Raw genomic sequence first — 15,266 nt, forward strand, 5'->3', positions numbered from 1 at the left:
ATAGCTTAGCGAATGAAACGTCTTCTATTAGTAGTACTCACAAGCGGTTGGTTAGCTGCCTGTAGCGCGGTACCGGAACCTGTCACTTACAGCGACGTTGATGACCGCGCAGTTGCGGCGCAACAACAGCAATTGGAACAACGTGACCAGTGGCGACTAAAAGGGCAAATGGCATTGTTCGACTTGCGTGAGGACAACCGTCACGGGGTTTATGTGGACTGGTTTTCAAGTGCTTCAACCCTCACCATGCGGTTTTCTCATCCTTTGCGTGGCACCTTAGCGCGCTTGCACGAACAAGATGGATTAGCAGTACTGACTGACGAAGACGGAAAGGAATACCAAGCCGAATCCGCCGAGCAGCTGTTATTAGAGTATTTTCAAATGGATCTACCGATAACGGTGATTAACTCCATTGTTATGGGCAAACAGCTGCCGGGCATGATTGACACCCACTATCAATTGCGCCGACATGAACAACAGCAACTGGCGTTGCTATCAGACTTTGTTATGATTGCCGCCGATCAGCTGTGGCGCGCGCAGTTACGAGATTACACCATCGTTGATGGCACGTTCATGCCACACAGTATTGATTTAACAACTGATGCGTGGCGCCTCAAACTCAAGGTGTCTGCATGGAGCTTTTAACCTTACCCGCGGTCGCTAAACTCAATCTATTTCTGCACATTGTTGGGCAACGCGCCGACGGCTACCATAATTTGCAAACCCTGTTTCAGTTTGTCGACTACGGCGATGAACTGTCATTTCAATTAACGAACGGCCATCAAATCACGCTCAGTTGTTCGGAACCAGCTTTGGAGAGCCCTGATAACTTGGTGGTACAGGCCGCTCAATTACTTCGCCAGCACGCACACAGCCCGTTACCCGGCGTTCGTATTCATATCAACAAGAAACTGCCCTTTGGCGGCGGCTTAGGCGGCGGTTCATCCGACGCTGCCACCGCGTTATTGGCGCTGCGACATCTCTGGCAATTGCCGCTTTCTAATAGCCAACTTGAACAGATAGGCCTGCAACTTGGTGCCGATGTTCCTGTTTTTTTGCGTGGCCACGCAGCCTTTGCCGAAGGCATTGGTGAGCAATTAACACCGGCCACCCCGCCCTGCCCTTGGTACCTGATTATTCACCCGGGCGTGCAAATTAGTACCCCGAGTATTTTTAAGCATCCAGATTTAATTCGTAACCACCCACCACTGCAATGGCCGCACTGGAGCTGGGAAACTACCAGCAATGACTGCGAAATTCTGGTCCGTAAACTTTACCCAGAAGTTGCCAAGGCCCTCGACTGGTTGGTAGAATACGCGCCTTCTCGATTGACCGGCACCGGTGCATGCCTTTTCGGTCATTTCGAAAACGAATTAGATGCCCGTGCTGCGCTGCAAAGGATGCCTGCACAGTGGACAGGATTTGTCGCGCGAGGTCTCAATGAAAACCCGGTCTGCCAGCAATTGCGGCAGGCTTCAACTGTGAACCTAACCAACCAAGATTGAGGTTTAGTGTGCCTGACATGAAGCTCTTTGCTGGCAATGCGACGCCAGAACTCGCGAAAAAAATTGCCGACCGCCTATTTATCAAACTCGGTGACGCCGATGTTGGCCGTTTTAGTGACGGTGAAATCAGCGTCATGATCAACGAAAATGTTCGTGGTTCGGACGTCTTCATTATTCAATCAACCTGTGCACCAACCAACGACAACCTGATGGAGTTGGTGGTTATGGTCGATGCGCTCCGCCGCGCTTCTGCTGGCCGCATCACGGCTGTCATTCCATATTTCGGTTATGCCCGCCAAGATCGCCGCGTACGTTCTGCCCGAGTGCCGATTACCTCAAAGGTAGTTGCTGACTTTTTATCCAGCGTTGGTGTCGATCGGGTATTAACCGTCGACCTACACGCCGAGCAAATTCAAGGTTTCTTCGATGTGCCGGTAGACAACGTGTTTGGTAGCCCTGTGTTGATGGAACATCTACGCCAGCAAGAATTCCATAACCCTGTGGTGGTTTCGCCTGACATTGGCGGTGTTGTGCGTGCGCGCGCTATCGCAAAGTTACTAAACGACATCGACTTAGCAATTATCGACAAACGTCGTCCACGTGCTAACGAATCGCAAGTTATGCATATCATTGGCGACATTCAAGATCGTGACTGCATTATTGTTGATGACATGATTGATACCGGCGGCACCTTATGCAAAGCCGCAGATGCACTGAAAAAGAATGGCGCACGCCGCGTATTTGCATACGCCACGCACCCAGTTTTTTCGGGCAACGCATTTGAGAACATTCGCGACTCGCAAATTGACCGCGTCATTGTCACTGACAGTATCCCGCTCAGTGAAGAAATGAAGAGCCTGGACAAGGTTCATCAACTGACGTTAAGTGGCATGTTGTCTGAAGCGCTGCGCCGTGTCAGTAATGAAGAATCTATCTCAGCGATGTTCGAGTATTGATTGAATTTCGAGGGCTTCAGTGGTACTATTCCGCGCCCTCGAATGAGCAAGACATATTTTTGAGGAACTTGTCGGGTATTTGGTCGCGAATATCCGGCTTATTTTTATTTAACGGAGACACTCCATATGTCAACTATCGATTTTACTATCCAAGCAGAATTGCGTACGGATACAGGGAAAGGTGCGAGCCGCCGCCTGCGTCGTGCGGAAAAACTGCCTGCAATTTTATACGGTGCTGATAAAGAAGCGATTTCAATCACGTTGGATCACAACAAAGTGAACAACATGGCTGACTACGAAGCGTTCTACTCACACATCCTGACTTTGGTTATCGACGGCAAGAAGCACGAAGCGATCTTGAAAGACGTTCAACGTCACCCGTACAAGCCTAAATTGACTCACTTGGATTTCCAACGTGTTGTTAAAGGTCAGAAACTGCACACTCACGTACCTGTTCACTTCACTAACGAAGCAACAGCTGTTGGCGTGAAAGAAGAAGGTGGTGTTGTTGTTCACCACGTTGCAGATTTAGAAATCTCTTGCTTGCCAAAAGATCTGCCTGAGTTCGTTGAAGTTGATATCGCGAACTTGAAGTTAGGCGAAACCTTGCACTTAACCGACCTGAACATGCCAAAAGGCGTTGAACTGGTTGAATTGACTAAAGGTGAAGATCACGACCAAGCAGTTGTTTCAATCACTGCGCCACGTGTAGAAAAAGAAGCGGAAGAAACTGAAGAAGTATCAGCTGAAGTTCCTACTGCTAAAGAAGCGAAAGAAGAAGACAAAGACGCTGAATAAGGTCTTATGTCGACAATTCGCTTACTCGTGGGCCTGGGTAATCCAGGCCCCGAATACTCCCAAACACGTCACAATGCAGGCTTCTGGCTAGTCGAGCAGTACGCTCGTATGCACGGCCATACACTCCAGCCTGACACCAAATTCTTTGGCAACAGCGCCCGCATTCAGAAAAGCGGCATGGACTTGCGCGTTTTGCAGCCTATGCAATTTATGAATCGCAGTGGTAACGCAGTAGCCAGCCTGGCTAATTTTTATAAAATTGCACCTGAAGAAATCTTGGTCGCTTATGACGAATTAGACCTGCCTCCTGGCGTTGCTAAATTCAAAACTGGCGGCGGTACAGGCGGACATAATGGCATTAAGGACATTGTGGCTTGCTTAGGTAGCCATGATTTTCATCGCTTACGTATTGGTATCGGTCATCCTGGTGATAAAAGTAAAGTAACCGGATGGGTGTTGGGAAAAGCATCACAAGCTGACCAACTGTTGATGGATGATACCATTACGGAGGCCTGCCGCAGCATTGATATCTTGCTGCAACAAGGTATGCGCGCGGCACAACAGCATTTACACAGTTTTAAAGCACAGAGAGAGAAATAAGCATGGGATTCAAGTGTGGTATCGTCGGCTTGCCGAACGTAGGTAAATCAACGCTGTTTAACGCGCTGACCAAAGCTGGTATTGAAGCAGCTAACTTTCCTTTCTGTACCATCGAGCCAAATACTGGCGTGGTTGCAGTACCTGATCCGCGTTTAGACGAGCTGGCAGCCATTGTGAACCCACAACGTGTGGTACCAACCACCATGGAGTTTGTCGACATTGCTGGCCTTGTTAAAGGCGCGTCGAAAGGTGAAGGCTTAGGTAACCAATTTCTTGCGAACATTCGTGAAACGGATGCGATTGGTCACGTTGTGCGTTGTTTTGAAAATGACAATATTGTGCACGTTGCTGGTAAAGTTGACCCTGCTGAAGACATTGAAGTTATCAACACAGAGTTGGCGTTGGCAGACTTGGATAGTGTTGAAAAAGCAATTCATCGTCAAGGTAAGAAAGCGAAAGGCGGCGACAAACAAGCAGCTGCCGAAATTGCCGTATTACAAAAATTATTGCCCGCACTCGAGAATGGCGAAATGGCCCGCTCAGTTGCGCTTAGCGATGATGAAAAAGCCACTATTCGCAGCTACAACCTGTTAACGATGAAACCAACCATGTACATCGCTAACGTGAATGACGACGGTTTTGAGAATAACCCTTACTTAGATAAAGTACGCGCCATTGCTGCCACCGAAAACGCCATTGTGGTGCCTGTTTGTGCCGAAATTGAATCTGAAATCGCTGAACTTGACGACGAAGAAAAAGCAGAGTTCATGGCTGATTTAGGGTTAACTGAACCGGGCTTAAACCGTGTTATCCGCGGTGGTTATCAGTTACTCAACTTGCAAACATACTTTACCGCTGGGGTGAAAGAAGTGCGTGCATGGACTATTCCTGTTGGCGCTACGGCACCGCAGGCGGCCGGTAAAATTCACACCGACTTTGAAAAAGGCTTTATTCGTGCTGTGGTTGTTGGCTATGACGACTACATTACGCACAAAGGCGAACAAGGTGCGAAAGAAGCCGGTAAGCGTCGCGAAGAAGGCAAAGAGTATATTGTAAAAGACGGTGATGTGATCTTATTCCGATTTAACGTGTAGAAAAAACCGTTAATCGTTATTCGAAGAAGATTTTGGGCCGATGGGGAGCTGCGGATTAGCACCCCATTCGGACCATGACCCATCATAAAGCTGCACTTCACTGAAGCCCGCAATGCGCGCCGCAACCAACAAAATACACGCAGTAATACCGGAACCACAGGTTAAAACCAAATGTGGGGATTTTGGGCCGACTAGCGACACAAACATATCTTCGAGTTCCGCCGACTTTTTAAATCTGTTGTCATCCAGCACATCAAGAAATGGCAGATTAAACGACCCACGAATATGACCACTGCGCATCCCTTTGCGCGGCTCTTCTTTTTTGCCCAAATAACGCTCGCGCGAACGTGCATCAATAATACTGCTGGCGCCGCTTTGGGTTGCTGCTAAAACTTGTTTGGCCGTAACCAGCCATTCTTTATCAAGCTTTGCGACAAAGTTTCCACGGGATGATTTCGGGCGCGCATGTTCAGTATCCGCAGGATAATTGTCCGCGAGCCACTGCGGTAACCCGCCGTCTAAAATATAAACCTGTTTGAAGCCCATTGACTTGAAGATCACCCAAGCGCGTGGCGAAGAATAAATGCCCTGATTATCGTAAAGCACCAAGGTATCGTCTTTATTAATGCCTAAGGCTTGCGTTGCTAAGGTAACCTGTTCAGCCGTTGGAAACGCATTCGGCAAACTCGCGGTAGTGTCAGTAAAATTTTTCTCTAAAGCCATATCCAGAGAATCTGGTATGACAGTTAGCTCGTTGTATTCAAGGGGAGTACGCCCCGCAACTTTTTTCATACTTGCATCAAGAACATGCACATTAGGTTGCGTTTTATGTTCAGCCAACCACTTGGTTGTTACGAGACACGATTTATCTGACGTACTCATACCTTATCATTCCATTTGCTAAAGGTTGTTTACTTACAACTTAATTGCCGTGCGCGAAGCTCAAGTTATCAATCATTGATAACCAATAGAAACAGCAATCAACATCGCAATCGCACAGGCAAAAATCAGCTTCAGCATCAGCGGCGCCACAAACTTAAACCAACGTTCGTAAGGCACACCTGCTAAGCCTAATATCCCCATCAATACTGGGTTGGTGGGTACAATCATATTCATTAAGCCATCGCCCATTTGAAACGCCAGCACGGCTATTTGTCGGCCAATACCGGCGGTATCGGCAATCGGAATCATAATCGGCATGGTCACAAACGCCTGCCCACTGCCAGACGGAATAAATAGGTTCAGCAAGCTCTGGATAATTAACATGCTAACCGCGCCAAAATGCGCACCAAAAGCCTCAACTGGCATAGCCAGATAGTAAATAACGGTATCGAGTACTTGCCCATGTTCCATAATCATTGCAATTGAACGTGCGAAACCAATGAGTAGTGCAGTTGCAGTGAGCTCTGCAGCGCCTTCAATAAACTTATTGGCGGCATCGTTGGCTCCCATTTTAGCCACTAAAGCGGCAAATAAACCAAACCCAAGAAACAGCGCACTGAGCTCAACCAGATACCAACCGTGTTCTTTGATACCCCACACCAATAGACCGAGCACTACGACAAAGCCCATCAAGATGATTTTATGGCGTCCTGTAAGTGCTGGGTAGTCCTCGGCATCAGTGCTTTTAGCAGGAGTTATATCAGCCAGTAGCGAATTGTTTGGGTCCGCAGCCACACGCTTCGCATAGCGGTACACATGGTGAAAGCCAATGGCGAATAACACCGGCCACAGTGCAAGGCGATACCATAATCCAGAGGCCGGCGGCACTTCAGCAATGGCTTGTGCAATGAGGAGCGTAAATGGGTTGAACAACGACAAGCCGTAGCCAATGCCATAACCAACAATGAGAATTCCCATAGCGGTAATGCCATCGAGCTTTAAAGCGCGGCATAATGCCACCAGCATAGCCACAAAAATCAGATATTCTTCGGCTACCCCAATCAAGGCTGAAAAAATACCAAACGTCAGCATGCCGCCCAAAATAAGCCAGCCGGTTTTATCTGCAAATTTTTTCAAGAGCAGGCCAATCACTGCATCAAGCATTCCTGTTGCGCGCAGCATGCCCATGACGCCGCCTATCAGCAAGACAAAGAAAATCACGGCTTGCGCATCGCCCAGAGCTTGTGGAATAACAGTAAACAGTGTCAGTGGCGACAATATGGGTTGGTCTGCTAGCACACTATAGGTACCAGGCTGCACCACCGTTTGCCCAATGTCATTTACGCTACGCTCAAATTCTCCAGCTGGAATAACCCAAGTCAGCACGAGTGCGGCAACCATCATGTACATCATGAGAACTAAGGTGTGCGGTATTTTTATTTTTATCATGGGAGAACTAACCTACTCTCTTTAATTGTTATAAATGAATCACTTCCTTATGCATTGCAGCGAGTATAGCAAGTAATCTGTTTTGTGCGCTAACGGGTATCTGTTCTGCCTCCATGGCCTGGATCAAATCTTCCACCAATGCATTAAATTCCGCGCGGGTAATGTTCATTCCAAGGTGTACTTCTGGCATAGGCTTACCGGTGTATTCGCACGGCCCTGCACTTAATTCACAGATGTGTTCGGTCAGCATTTTATGGAAGCGATCAATATCGACATTTTCGAAGTGATGAATAATACGGTCGTCTTCAGCAATTTCGAGTATGAACGTCTCCATTAATTTGCTGATGCCTTCATATTCACCCAATTCTTGATACAGCGAGCCCTTGTCCGCCTGTGCCAGTGGCGTCATTAACAATCCAAGAGCCAGTATTGCTATGCGTAACATCATGATGCGCCCCTTAGAATGTGACTTGAATACTGCCGTACATACCGGTCTGGTTATCAGCGCCGGCAATCGACTTCAAATTGGTGTAAGCCAAGGCTACCGCAACCCGCTTATTCGGAAACCATCCGATAAACACATCATGCCAATCATGCTCTTCGGCGAAGCTAAGGTTGCTCGGTTTTTGGCGGTACTCCAGGCCCACAATCCAATGGCGGTTCACGAACATGCCCACGGAGGCTTCCGCTTGTAATTTATACCTGTCATTTACATCACCACCAAAGCCAAGCAGCCCCATTTCATTGGCTTTGGTCGCCCGCAGCGTCAAATTAACCAGCCAGGTTCGATGCCACGGCCCATCCAACCAAGCTTTGGCTGCGCTGAAGTACACATCAGTGCCGCTGTCATCACGCGCACCAACAGCTTCTGGTAACGCGAAAGTTTTATTGCGTTTGTGCTGCACGCCAATACTCAGCTGCGGTTCAGTGCCATAAACCAAGTCGCCATAAAGATGATATTTAACCCCGTAGATATCTTGTTTAAGTTCACCGCCCAAACTCACCAAATCAAACTGTTGCCGGGCATAACTGAATTCCCAACGATTGTCGTAGTTTAACGTGAGTGCACTGACACCGAGTTCATAGTCGTCCACGTTGGCATAATTGTAAGCAACGGTTCCGCCCCACTGCCCTTCTTCGGCATAACTGGACAGCGTAGCCCACGGCACTAAACCACCGCCGCCACTGCCTTCCACACTGGTTAACCCACCGGTTGCCAATAGTTTGCCAAAGTCTGCAACTGCAGGGCCGGATGCAATTAACCCCGCAGTTAGCGCAATCCACTTGGCCAGCATTCTGCTACGGCTCATGGTGAAACTCCTTGATAATCGCGCAGCCACTGTTCGAACTGAGTTGCTGCTAATGGTCGACTGAAATAATACCCTTGTACCGTATCACAGCCCAACTGCTGTAAAATCTGCCATGCCGATTCCTCTTCGATGCCCTCTGCAACAGTGGTTAATTGCAATTCATGCGCCAGCGCCAAGGTTGAGCGCACAATGGTTAAGTCGGCATGACTATTGGCGATATCTTGTATGAAAGAACGGTCCAGTTTTAACTCATCAACGGGTAAACGTTTCAGCTGAGCCAGCGAAGCATAGCCCGTGCCATAATCATCGATAGCAATTTTAAAACCGGCCTCGCGCAGTTGGGTCAGCCGTTTAATCGCTTGTTCCGGCTCTACCATCACCGCACTTTCCGTTACTTCTAAGGTAATGGAATGTGGCGATAATCCACGCTTCTGCGCGGCTTCACGCAAAAATTCAACCAAATCCGGCCATTGTAAATCCAATGCTGATAAGTTGATGGCCAGCGCCAGTTGCCGCCCCTGTTCATGCCACAACTGCAATTGATCGAACGCAGCCGTGCAGACCCAGCGGGTTAACCGATTAATTTCACCGGTTTGTTCGGCCAACGGGATAAATTCGTCTGGGCGCACCACGCCGAGGTGTTCATCACGCCAGCGCAGCAGCGCCTCCACACCCAATATACGGCCGTCTTTGCAGTTCACCTTAGGTTGGTAGTGCAACTGCAAGCGTTGTTCGCGTACCGCGCTTGGCAGTGCCTGCACAATTTGCAAACGGCGCAAGTGCTGTTCGTCCATACCCTGTTCGTAAGCCACCGCAAAAGCATTGCGCTGCTTGGCTTGACGCGCACAAATTTGAGCACGGCGTAAAATGCTATCGGCGTCGTCGCCAATATTGGGAAAGGTTAAATACCCAGCACGAAATTCAAGCAAGTAACTGGTTTCATCAAGCCACCAAGGCTGCGACAGTGTTTGTTCAACGTCACGAAGCAAAGCCTTCGTTTGCGGTTCAGACTGGCCTTCGCCAATGAGTACAAATTCATCACCTGCCAAGCGCCCAATCCACCACTGCTGCGGTGCACTGTCGCGTAAGCGCTGCGAAATCATTTGCAATAACCGGTCGCCAACTTGTTGACCAAAACGGTCATTCACCTCACCAAAGCGCGCAACATTTAACAACACCACATAACCGCTTTGCTTCGATTGAATGGCCCGTGATAAATAGTCCCGCAATGAGACGCGGTTAGGCAGTCCGGTTAACAAGTCGTGCTGCAGTTGATACATAATTTGCTGTTCACGCTGCGAAATACCTTGTCGCATGGTTTCAAACGCCGCGCCTAGAGCACCAAATTCATCACTGCGCTGCAATGTAATCGGTTGATTATAGTCACCGGCCCCAAGCTGCTCGGCTGCGCGGGTCAAACTTGCCACAGGCTGGCTGATTTTCCGAGCGGTGATCATTGCTAACAACACGGCAAATATCAGCGTCGCCAACGCAATGACCAAGTATTGTTGTTGCAACGTAACAAATTCACTGGTCGCTGCAAATTCATCGGTACTGAATAAAATCACCAAATTAGGATCGTTACTCAGAGCATATTGAATAGCATTAAAACCGGAAACATTGGCCGCTAAATTTAGGTTATCCAACGCCGTGTTTAGCGCTATTGCAGGATCTTCAATTTGCGCGAGTATTTCCTCATCAAGACTACTCGCAAACACGGTGCGCTGCTGGCGGTTCATAAAAGTGATATCAGCATGCGTTAATTGGCGCATTAACACCGCGAAATCATCATCCACACCGAAACCCAACGTTGCCCAAGCTATTAAATCGGGGGCGCGAACTGGCACCGTGACAATTTGGAAAATTTCATCGTCAACCAACACCAACTGCGCGGCCGATTGGCCTGCGGTCAGATTCTCGATACTGGGTAAAAGTTGGCTGGTGTGCGTTGCTGCTATTTCTTCGCCGTTGGGCGACTGCAGCACAATCAGGTCGGTACCAATGCGCTCGCCATGGTTAATCAAGGCAGAAATAATCGTATTTTCGTCGCCACTGGCAACCGCCTCACGAAAACCAAAATCGGTGGTTAATACTTCTGCAGCCTGTTGCAGCTGTTGAGCGCGCACGTCCATCAATTCGGCAAACACCCGCTCGCTTACGTCCAGTTCACGTTCCAGTGTACGCTCGGATTGTTGTGACGTGGCTAACCATACTGCTACCAGCGAGATAATCAATACCGCGCCAGCCAGCGTCATAAAACTTACTAATAATCGTGACCGAAAGCTTTTTATCATCATGTTAGTTGTTATTTTTTCGACGATTAAATCGTTGCTGCAACGCGGATGGTGGCGGTGGATTTTGTGCCTGTGGCTGTACCGGCAAATTGACCGTCACGTTAGTTTGTGCGTTTACGACCTCAACCACCCGTTCGTCAGTAATGGTATCGGTTAAGCCGGGGTACCAAACATGAAACTGCGACACTCCGCTTGGTAATTCAGCCTGCCCAACTGCATTCGTTTGCACACTATAACCGTGCGGACTAACATAAATGTAGGCTTTCATGTGGTCGTGTATGTTGCATCCCAGCACCACAATACCCGGTTCATCAAAGCGAAGCTCCGGTGCTTGTTGGTTACTGTAAAGCGGTAATTCAAATGGTTTAGTCGGTGAGAATGAGTAAACTTGATGACGAATATTGTCACTATTCGGGAAGCTCACTGAGCTGCCTTGCGCCACGTTAAGCACAAAGGGTGAGAACAGTTTGTCGACCTGATCCATCACCGCATCAGTAATAATTGTGTTTTCTTTTGCCGCGCCAGCGACACTTACGATGGCGTGCGGCAGCGGTTCACCGTTGGCATCCAGTACAGTTACCGTTAGCGGAGCCTGCGTCTGAGCGGCACTTGTTGGGCTGTTTAGAACAGCAACAACTGCAATGAAAGCAGTAAAAAGCACCGCAGGAATTTGAAACTTGGTCATACTGACCCCATGCTATCTTTAAGTCGGCAGACGATCGCAGGTTGCGGTCGGTCCAACGTGTTAAGCCCATTTAGTTAGTACGACACTCATTTGGGCTGGATCAGAGTGTACTGATATTTATCAACATATTGCACGTATTAATTGCCGATATCCATACTGACAAAAAAGGAGTCAGACCATGGCAACACGAATAGAAACCGATAGTATGGGTGATATTGAAGTACCGGAACAGGCGTTGTGGCGCGCCCAAACCGAGCGCGCCCGTCAAAACTTTCAACTCAGCGCGTTACGTTTTCCGCAAGCGTTTATTCATGCTCTGGCCCATATTAAAGCTGCGGCCGCGGCGGCAAATGCCGAAGCGGATATAATCAGCAATGCGCAAGCGCAAGCGATCAGTCAAGCGGTTGAAATGGTTTTAGATGGTAAAGCAGATGATGCATTTCCATTGGATATCTTTCAAACCGGTTCTGGTACCAGCACCAATATGAATATGAATGAAGTGCTGGCCAGCTTAGCCTTACGCGAGCATGCTGTTGAAGTTCACCCGAATGACCACGTCAACGCAAGTCAAAGCAGTAATGATGTGATTCCAACAGCTATTTTAGTTAGCAGTGCCATCGCGCTAAAAACCCACTTGATGCCAGCGTTAGCACATTTACGCCAAACCATAACAACCAAAGCCGAAACCTTAACCGGTACCATCAAAACGGGACGCACCCACCTCATGGATGCGATGCCATTAAGTATGGCGCAGGAGTTGTCGGCGTGGGGCAGTCAGGTTGCCAATATTGAACGCGCACTCACCGAAGGTTTAGCGCAGCTAACAGAATTACCACAAGGCGGCACCGCAATAGGCTCAGGCATTAACGCACCTGATAACTTCGGCGAACGCTTCTGTCATTTTTTGAGCCAACGCACCGCACAACATTTTACCGCAGCGGCTAATCCATTTGCGGGTATTTCAGGGCAAGAGGTTAATTTATTACTCAGTGGCAAGCTCAATGCTTTGGCGACAGTGTTGCTGAAAATTAGCAACGACTTACGTTGGATGAATAGCGGCCCCTTGGCTGGCCTTGGCGAAATAAGCCTTAAAGCTTTGCAGCCGGGCAGCAGTATTATGCCGGGCAAAGTTAACCCTGTCATTCCTGAAGCGGTAGCAATGGTCGCAGCGCAAGTAGCAGGAAATCACCAAACCATTTCGGTCAGTGCCCAGCAAGGCAATTTTCAACTGAATGTCATGCTACCCGTTATTGCGTACAACCAACTACAAAGCATCGAATTACTCAGTAATGCAGCGCGGGCTCTGGCTGACCAAGCCATCGCTGATTTCACTGTAAATCACGAACGCATTGATGAAGCGCTTGCACGTAATCCGATTTTAGTGACGGCATTGAACCGTAAAATTGGTTACAACAAAGCCGCCCAAATCGCCAAACAAGCTTACCAGCAACAACGTCCAATTCTTGACGTGGCAATCGAAATGACCGACCTGTCAAAAGAAGAATTGGCGCAGTTGTTGAACCCCAAAAATTTAATTTAGAAAGGAGCAAACATGTCACAACATAGTGTTATTACGGGCGCTAATCGCGGCATTGGTCTTGCCTTAGCAACCCAATTGCATCAGCGCGGTGAGAAAGTTACGGCGGTATGCCGAACCACTTCAGATGCCTTAAAAAAATTGGGTGTGAACATTATTGAAAATATTGATGTGACCGACACCGACAGCATTGCTGAGTTAGCGAAGCAGTTGCGTGGCCAGCCCATTGATATGCTGATTAATAATGCAGGCCTGCTGGAGCGCGAATCTTTAGGCAACCTAACCCCACAAACAATCGAAGCACAATTTCGAGTGAATGCTATGGGCCCGTTATTGGTTACCGATGCGCTACGCGATAATCTCAAGCAAGGCAGTAAAGTGATTTTAATTACCAGCCGCATGGGGTCAATGGCGGATAACGGTTCTGGCGCCTATTATGGATATCGTATGAGTAAAGCTGCGCTCAACGCCGCCGGTGTGTCACTCGCCAACGACTTAAAAGACGCTGGCATTGCCGTAGCGATGTTGCACCCCGGTTTTGTGCAAACCGAAATGGTCAATAACGCTGGCGATATAAGCGCCGATACAGCAGCTGAACGTCTCATTGCCCGCATGGATGAACTTAACATCGCATCTACAGGTCAATTTAGGCATAGCAACGGCGATTCGTTGCCGTGGTAACTTTGAGGATATAATTATGTCAACCTCGCGCTCGAGCGTTAATGCCATTATTTTTGCGGTCGCTGCCATTGCTAGTGCGGCGCTATTAAGTTCAGGGCTGACTAGCAGCATAAATAACTTTCGTACTTTTGACCGGGTGGTTGAAGTCAAAGGCCTCGCCGAGCGCGAGGTGGCGGCCGATACCGCAATCTGGCCCTTAAAAGTGACGCGAGCGGGTAATACTCAAAACACCATTTATCAAGAACTCGACCAGGACATTCAGGCGATTCGTGCCTTTTTACTGGTTAATGGCTTTGATGAGAGTGAATTGTCTGTTTCTGCACCTAACGTATTAGATAAGCTGGCTGAGCGCTGGGCGACCGAAGATGTTGGCCTGCGTTTTACCGGCGATCAAACCATCACTGTGTACACTGAAAAGGTGAACCAAGTGCGTGAACTGCGCCAACAATTGTCCGAACTTGGCAAAAAAGGGGTGAGTTTGAGCAGTAACGGCTACGATACGCAGGTTGAGTACCATTTTAACGGCCTCAATGCGATTAAGCCGAGCATGATTGAAGAGTCTGCGCGCAATGCCCGTGAGGTCGCATTAAGGTTCGCTGAGCATTCAGACAGTGAATTAGGAAAGATTCGCAGTGCCAATCAAGGTCAATTTACTATTTATGATCGCGACTCGAATACTCCGCACCTAAAAATTGTACGCGTCGTGTCGACTGTTGCGTATCAACTGGTCGATTAGTCGTCGATTAAATAGGCAAACTATCCGTTTTTTAAGCAATCGCACCGAAATCATGGATTTTTTAGGAAAAAGAGGTTGACGGTTTCCCCCCTGATTTGCATAATACGCGCCGCACTCAACGAGTGCAGTTTGATAGAAAATTTGATATTGGCTACGTAGCTCAGCTGGTTAGAGCACAGCACTCATAATGCTGGGGTCGCAAGTTCGAATCTCGCCGTAGCCACCAATCAAATCCCTTTTTGGGCGGACGTGGTGGAATTGGTAGACACGCTGGATTTAGGTTCCAGTGCCTCACGGCGTGAGAGTTCAAGTCTCTCCGTCCGCACCAACTCAAACTGTCAGGCGGTATACACAAGTTGGGGTATAGCCAAGCGGTAAGGCAGCGGGTTTTGATCCCGCCATTCCCAGGTTCAAATCCTGGTACCCCAGCCAATCGCCCTTCTCTTCGTGATGCACCCAGTGTTGGGGTATAGCCAAGCGGTAAGGCAGCGGGTTTTGATCCCGCCATTCCCAGGTTCAAATCCTGGTACCCCAGCCATTTTTTCCCCTGTTTGTTGCGGGGGTGGCGGAATTGGTAGACGCGCTAGCTTCAGGTGCTAGTGAGCTAACGCTCGTGGGGGTTCAAGTCCCCCCCTCCGCACCACTTCGGTGGTGAAAACCGCAACAAACCTTTAAAGTCGTTACTCGTTATTCGATCGCTTCGCTTGTCGTTATTCGTTAAACACGAATAACCATTAAC

General features: G+C 48.7%; 15 protein-coding genes and 5 tRNA genes. 14 read left to right on the forward strand and 6 right to left on the reverse strand.

What is annotated here, in order from left to right; all coding sequences use genetic code 11:
* The first annotated feature begins 12 nt into the window (after positions 1 to 12).
* The 6 genes from lolB (at position 13) to ychF (ending at position 4,953) form a co-directional block, all read left to right on the forward strand.
* Complete coding sequence (gene lolB, locus ACN0UN_RS02650) at positions 13 to 645, forward strand: lipoprotein insertase outer membrane protein LolB (RefSeq protein ID WP_417658597.1); 633 nt, start codon at positions 13 to 15, stop codon at positions 643 to 645.
* Positions 633 to 1,505: a 4-(cytidine 5'-diphospho)-2-C-methyl-D-erythritol kinase gene (gene ispE / locus ACN0UN_RS02655; RefSeq protein ID WP_417658598.1), complete on the forward strand. Its 873-nt coding sequence runs from the start codon at positions 633 to 635 to the stop codon at positions 1,503 to 1,505. The genes lolB and ispE overlap by 13 nt, the downstream gene beginning before the upstream one ends.
* An 8-nt stretch (positions 1,506 to 1,513) precedes the next feature.
* Complete coding sequence (locus ACN0UN_RS02660; protein WP_128351043.1) at positions 1,514 to 2,461, forward strand: ribose-phosphate pyrophosphokinase; 948 nt, start codon at positions 1,514 to 1,516, stop codon at positions 2,459 to 2,461.
* A 126-nt stretch (positions 2,462 to 2,587) separates the two neighbouring features.
* Entirely contained in the window at positions 2,588 to 3,259 is a 672-nt protein-coding gene (locus tag ACN0UN_RS02665) for a 50S ribosomal protein L25/general stress protein Ctc (RefSeq protein WP_417658599.1), read from the forward strand.
* 6 nt (positions 3,260 to 3,265) lie between these two features.
* On the forward strand, positions 3,266 to 3,859 hold the full coding sequence (gene pth, locus ACN0UN_RS02670; RefSeq protein WP_417658600.1) for an aminoacyl-tRNA hydrolase: 594 nt from the start codon (positions 3,266 to 3,268) through the stop codon (positions 3,857 to 3,859).
* Between the two features lie 2 nt (positions 3,860 to 3,861).
* Positions 3,862 to 4,953, forward strand: a complete 1,092-nt coding sequence (gene ychF / locus ACN0UN_RS02675; protein WP_128351046.1) for a redox-regulated ATPase YchF — start codon at positions 3,862 to 3,864, stop codon at positions 4,951 to 4,953.
* Between the two features lie 9 nt (positions 4,954 to 4,962).
* Here ychF and ACN0UN_RS02680 read toward each other — a convergent pair whose 3' ends face one another.
* The 6 genes from ACN0UN_RS02680 to ACN0UN_RS02705 form a co-directional block, all read right to left on the reverse strand.
* Complete coding sequence (locus ACN0UN_RS02680; protein ID WP_417658601.1) at positions 4,963 to 5,835, reverse strand: sulfurtransferase; 873 nt, start codon at positions 5,833 to 5,835, stop codon at positions 4,963 to 4,965.
* 72 nt (positions 5,836 to 5,907) lie between these two features.
* The gene (locus tag ACN0UN_RS02685; protein ID WP_417658602.1) at positions 5,908 to 7,284 is read right to left on the reverse strand and encodes a YfcC family protein; all 1,377 of its coding nucleotides are present in this window, start codon (positions 7,282 to 7,284) and stop codon (positions 5,908 to 5,910) included.
* Positions 7,285 to 7,312: 28 nt separating this feature from the next.
* Positions 7,313 to 7,732, reverse strand: coding sequence for a group I truncated hemoglobin (locus ACN0UN_RS02690; protein WP_417658603.1), 420 nt, complete (start codon positions 7,730 to 7,732; stop codon positions 7,313 to 7,315).
* Positions 7,733 to 7,742: 10 nt separating this feature from the next.
* On the reverse strand, positions 7,743 to 8,594 hold the full coding sequence (locus ACN0UN_RS02695) for a DUF3034 family protein (RefSeq protein ID WP_417658604.1): 852 nt from the start codon (positions 8,592 to 8,594) through the stop codon (positions 7,743 to 7,745).
* Complete coding sequence (locus ACN0UN_RS02700; RefSeq protein ID WP_417658605.1) at positions 8,591 to 10,849, reverse strand: EAL domain-containing protein; 2,259 nt, start codon at positions 10,847 to 10,849, stop codon at positions 8,591 to 8,593. Before ACN0UN_RS02700 ends, ACN0UN_RS02695 begins: the two co-directional genes overlap by 4 nt.
* Positions 10,850 to 10,892: 43 nt before the next feature.
* Positions 10,893 to 11,573, reverse strand: coding sequence for a methylamine utilization protein (locus ACN0UN_RS02705; protein WP_417658606.1), 681 nt, complete (start codon positions 11,571 to 11,573; stop codon positions 10,893 to 10,895).
* Between the two features lie 178 nt (positions 11,574 to 11,751).
* On the opposite strand from ACN0UN_RS02705, the gene ACN0UN_RS02710 reads away from it, so the two are divergent.
* From ACN0UN_RS02710 to ACN0UN_RS02745, 8 genes are all read left to right on the forward strand, one after another.
* The gene (locus tag ACN0UN_RS02710; RefSeq protein ID WP_417658607.1) at positions 11,752 to 13,113 is read left to right on the forward strand and encodes a class II fumarate hydratase; all 1,362 of its coding nucleotides are present in this window, start codon (positions 11,752 to 11,754) and stop codon (positions 13,111 to 13,113) included.
* Between the two features lie 12 nt (positions 13,114 to 13,125).
* Positions 13,126 to 13,791, forward strand: a complete 666-nt coding sequence (locus ACN0UN_RS02715) for an SDR family oxidoreductase (RefSeq protein ID WP_417658608.1) — start codon at positions 13,126 to 13,128, stop codon at positions 13,789 to 13,791.
* 16 nt (positions 13,792 to 13,807) lie between these two features.
* The gene (locus tag ACN0UN_RS02720) at positions 13,808 to 14,527 is read left to right on the forward strand and encodes an SIMPL domain-containing protein (protein WP_417658609.1); all 720 of its coding nucleotides are present in this window, start codon (positions 13,808 to 13,810) and stop codon (positions 14,525 to 14,527) included.
* Positions 14,528 to 14,676: 149 nt separating this feature from the next.
* Positions 14,677 to 14,753: transfer RNA gene (locus ACN0UN_RS02725), tRNA-Met, on the forward strand.
* Positions 14,754 to 14,770: 17 nt separating this feature from the next.
* Positions 14,771 to 14,855 (forward strand) — tRNA-Leu (locus ACN0UN_RS02730).
* Between the two features lie 29 nt (positions 14,856 to 14,884).
* A tRNA-Gln gene (locus ACN0UN_RS02735) sits at positions 14,885 to 14,959 on the forward strand.
* A 31-nt stretch (positions 14,960 to 14,990) separates the two neighbouring features.
* Positions 14,991 to 15,065 (forward strand) — tRNA-Gln (locus ACN0UN_RS02740).
* Between the two features lie 18 nt (positions 15,066 to 15,083).
* Positions 15,084 to 15,170 (forward strand) — tRNA-Leu (locus ACN0UN_RS02745).
* The last annotated feature ends 96 nt before the right edge of the window (positions 15,171 to 15,266 follow it).

The sequence above is a fragment of the Pseudidiomarina sp. genome (genome assembly GCF_048267825.1).
In the GTDB taxonomy this organism is placed as follows: Bacteria; Pseudomonadota; Gammaproteobacteria; order Enterobacterales; family Alteromonadaceae; genus Pseudidiomarina.

Excerpts from the sequence above, each read along its gene's own strand:
- ACN0UN_RS02665 (WP_417658599.1), top strand. The coding sequence starts at position 2,588 with ATGTCAACTATCGATTTTACTATCCAAGCAGAATTGCGTACGGATACA.
- lolB (WP_417658597.1), top strand. The coding sequence starts at position 13 with ATGAAACGTCTTCTATTAGTAGTACTCACAAGCGGTTGGTTAGCTGCC.
- ACN0UN_RS02715 (WP_417658608.1), top strand. The coding sequence starts at position 13,126 with ATGTCACAACATAGTGTTATTACGGGCGCTAATCGCGGCATTGGTCTT.
- ychF (WP_128351046.1), top strand. The coding sequence starts at position 3,862 with ATGGGATTCAAGTGTGGTATCGTCGGCTTGCCGAACGTAGGTAAATCA.
- ACN0UN_RS02720 (WP_417658609.1), top strand. The coding sequence starts at position 13,808 with ATGTCAACCTCGCGCTCGAGCGTTAATGCCATTATTTTTGCGGTCGCT.
- ACN0UN_RS02695 (WP_417658604.1), bottom strand. The coding sequence starts at position 8,594 with ATGAGCCGTAGCAGAATGCTGGCCAAGTGGATTGCGCTAACTGCGGGG.
- ACN0UN_RS02690 (WP_417658603.1), bottom strand. The coding sequence starts at position 7,732 with ATGATGTTACGCATAGCAATACTGGCTCTTGGATTGTTAATGACGCCA.
- ACN0UN_RS02710 (WP_417658607.1), top strand. The coding sequence starts at position 11,752 with ATGGCAACACGAATAGAAACCGATAGTATGGGTGATATTGAAGTACCG.
- ACN0UN_RS02705 (WP_417658606.1), bottom strand. The coding sequence starts at position 11,573 with ATGACCAAGTTTCAAATTCCTGCGGTGCTTTTTACTGCTTTCATTGCA.
- ACN0UN_RS02685 (WP_417658602.1), bottom strand. The coding sequence starts at position 7,284 with ATGATAAAAATAAAAATACCGCACACCTTAGTTCTCATGATGTACATG.
- ispE (WP_417658598.1), top strand. The coding sequence starts at position 633 with ATGGAGCTTTTAACCTTACCCGCGGTCGCTAAACTCAATCTATTTCTG.
- ACN0UN_RS02680 (WP_417658601.1), bottom strand. The coding sequence starts at position 5,835 with ATGAGTACGTCAGATAAATCGTGTCTCGTAACAACCAAGTGGTTGGCT.
- ACN0UN_RS02700 (WP_417658605.1), bottom strand. The coding sequence starts at position 10,849 with ATGACGCTGGCTGGCGCGGTATTGATTATCTCGCTGGTAGCAGTATGG.
- pth (WP_417658600.1), top strand. The coding sequence starts at position 3,266 with ATGTCGACAATTCGCTTACTCGTGGGCCTGGGTAATCCAGGCCCCGAA.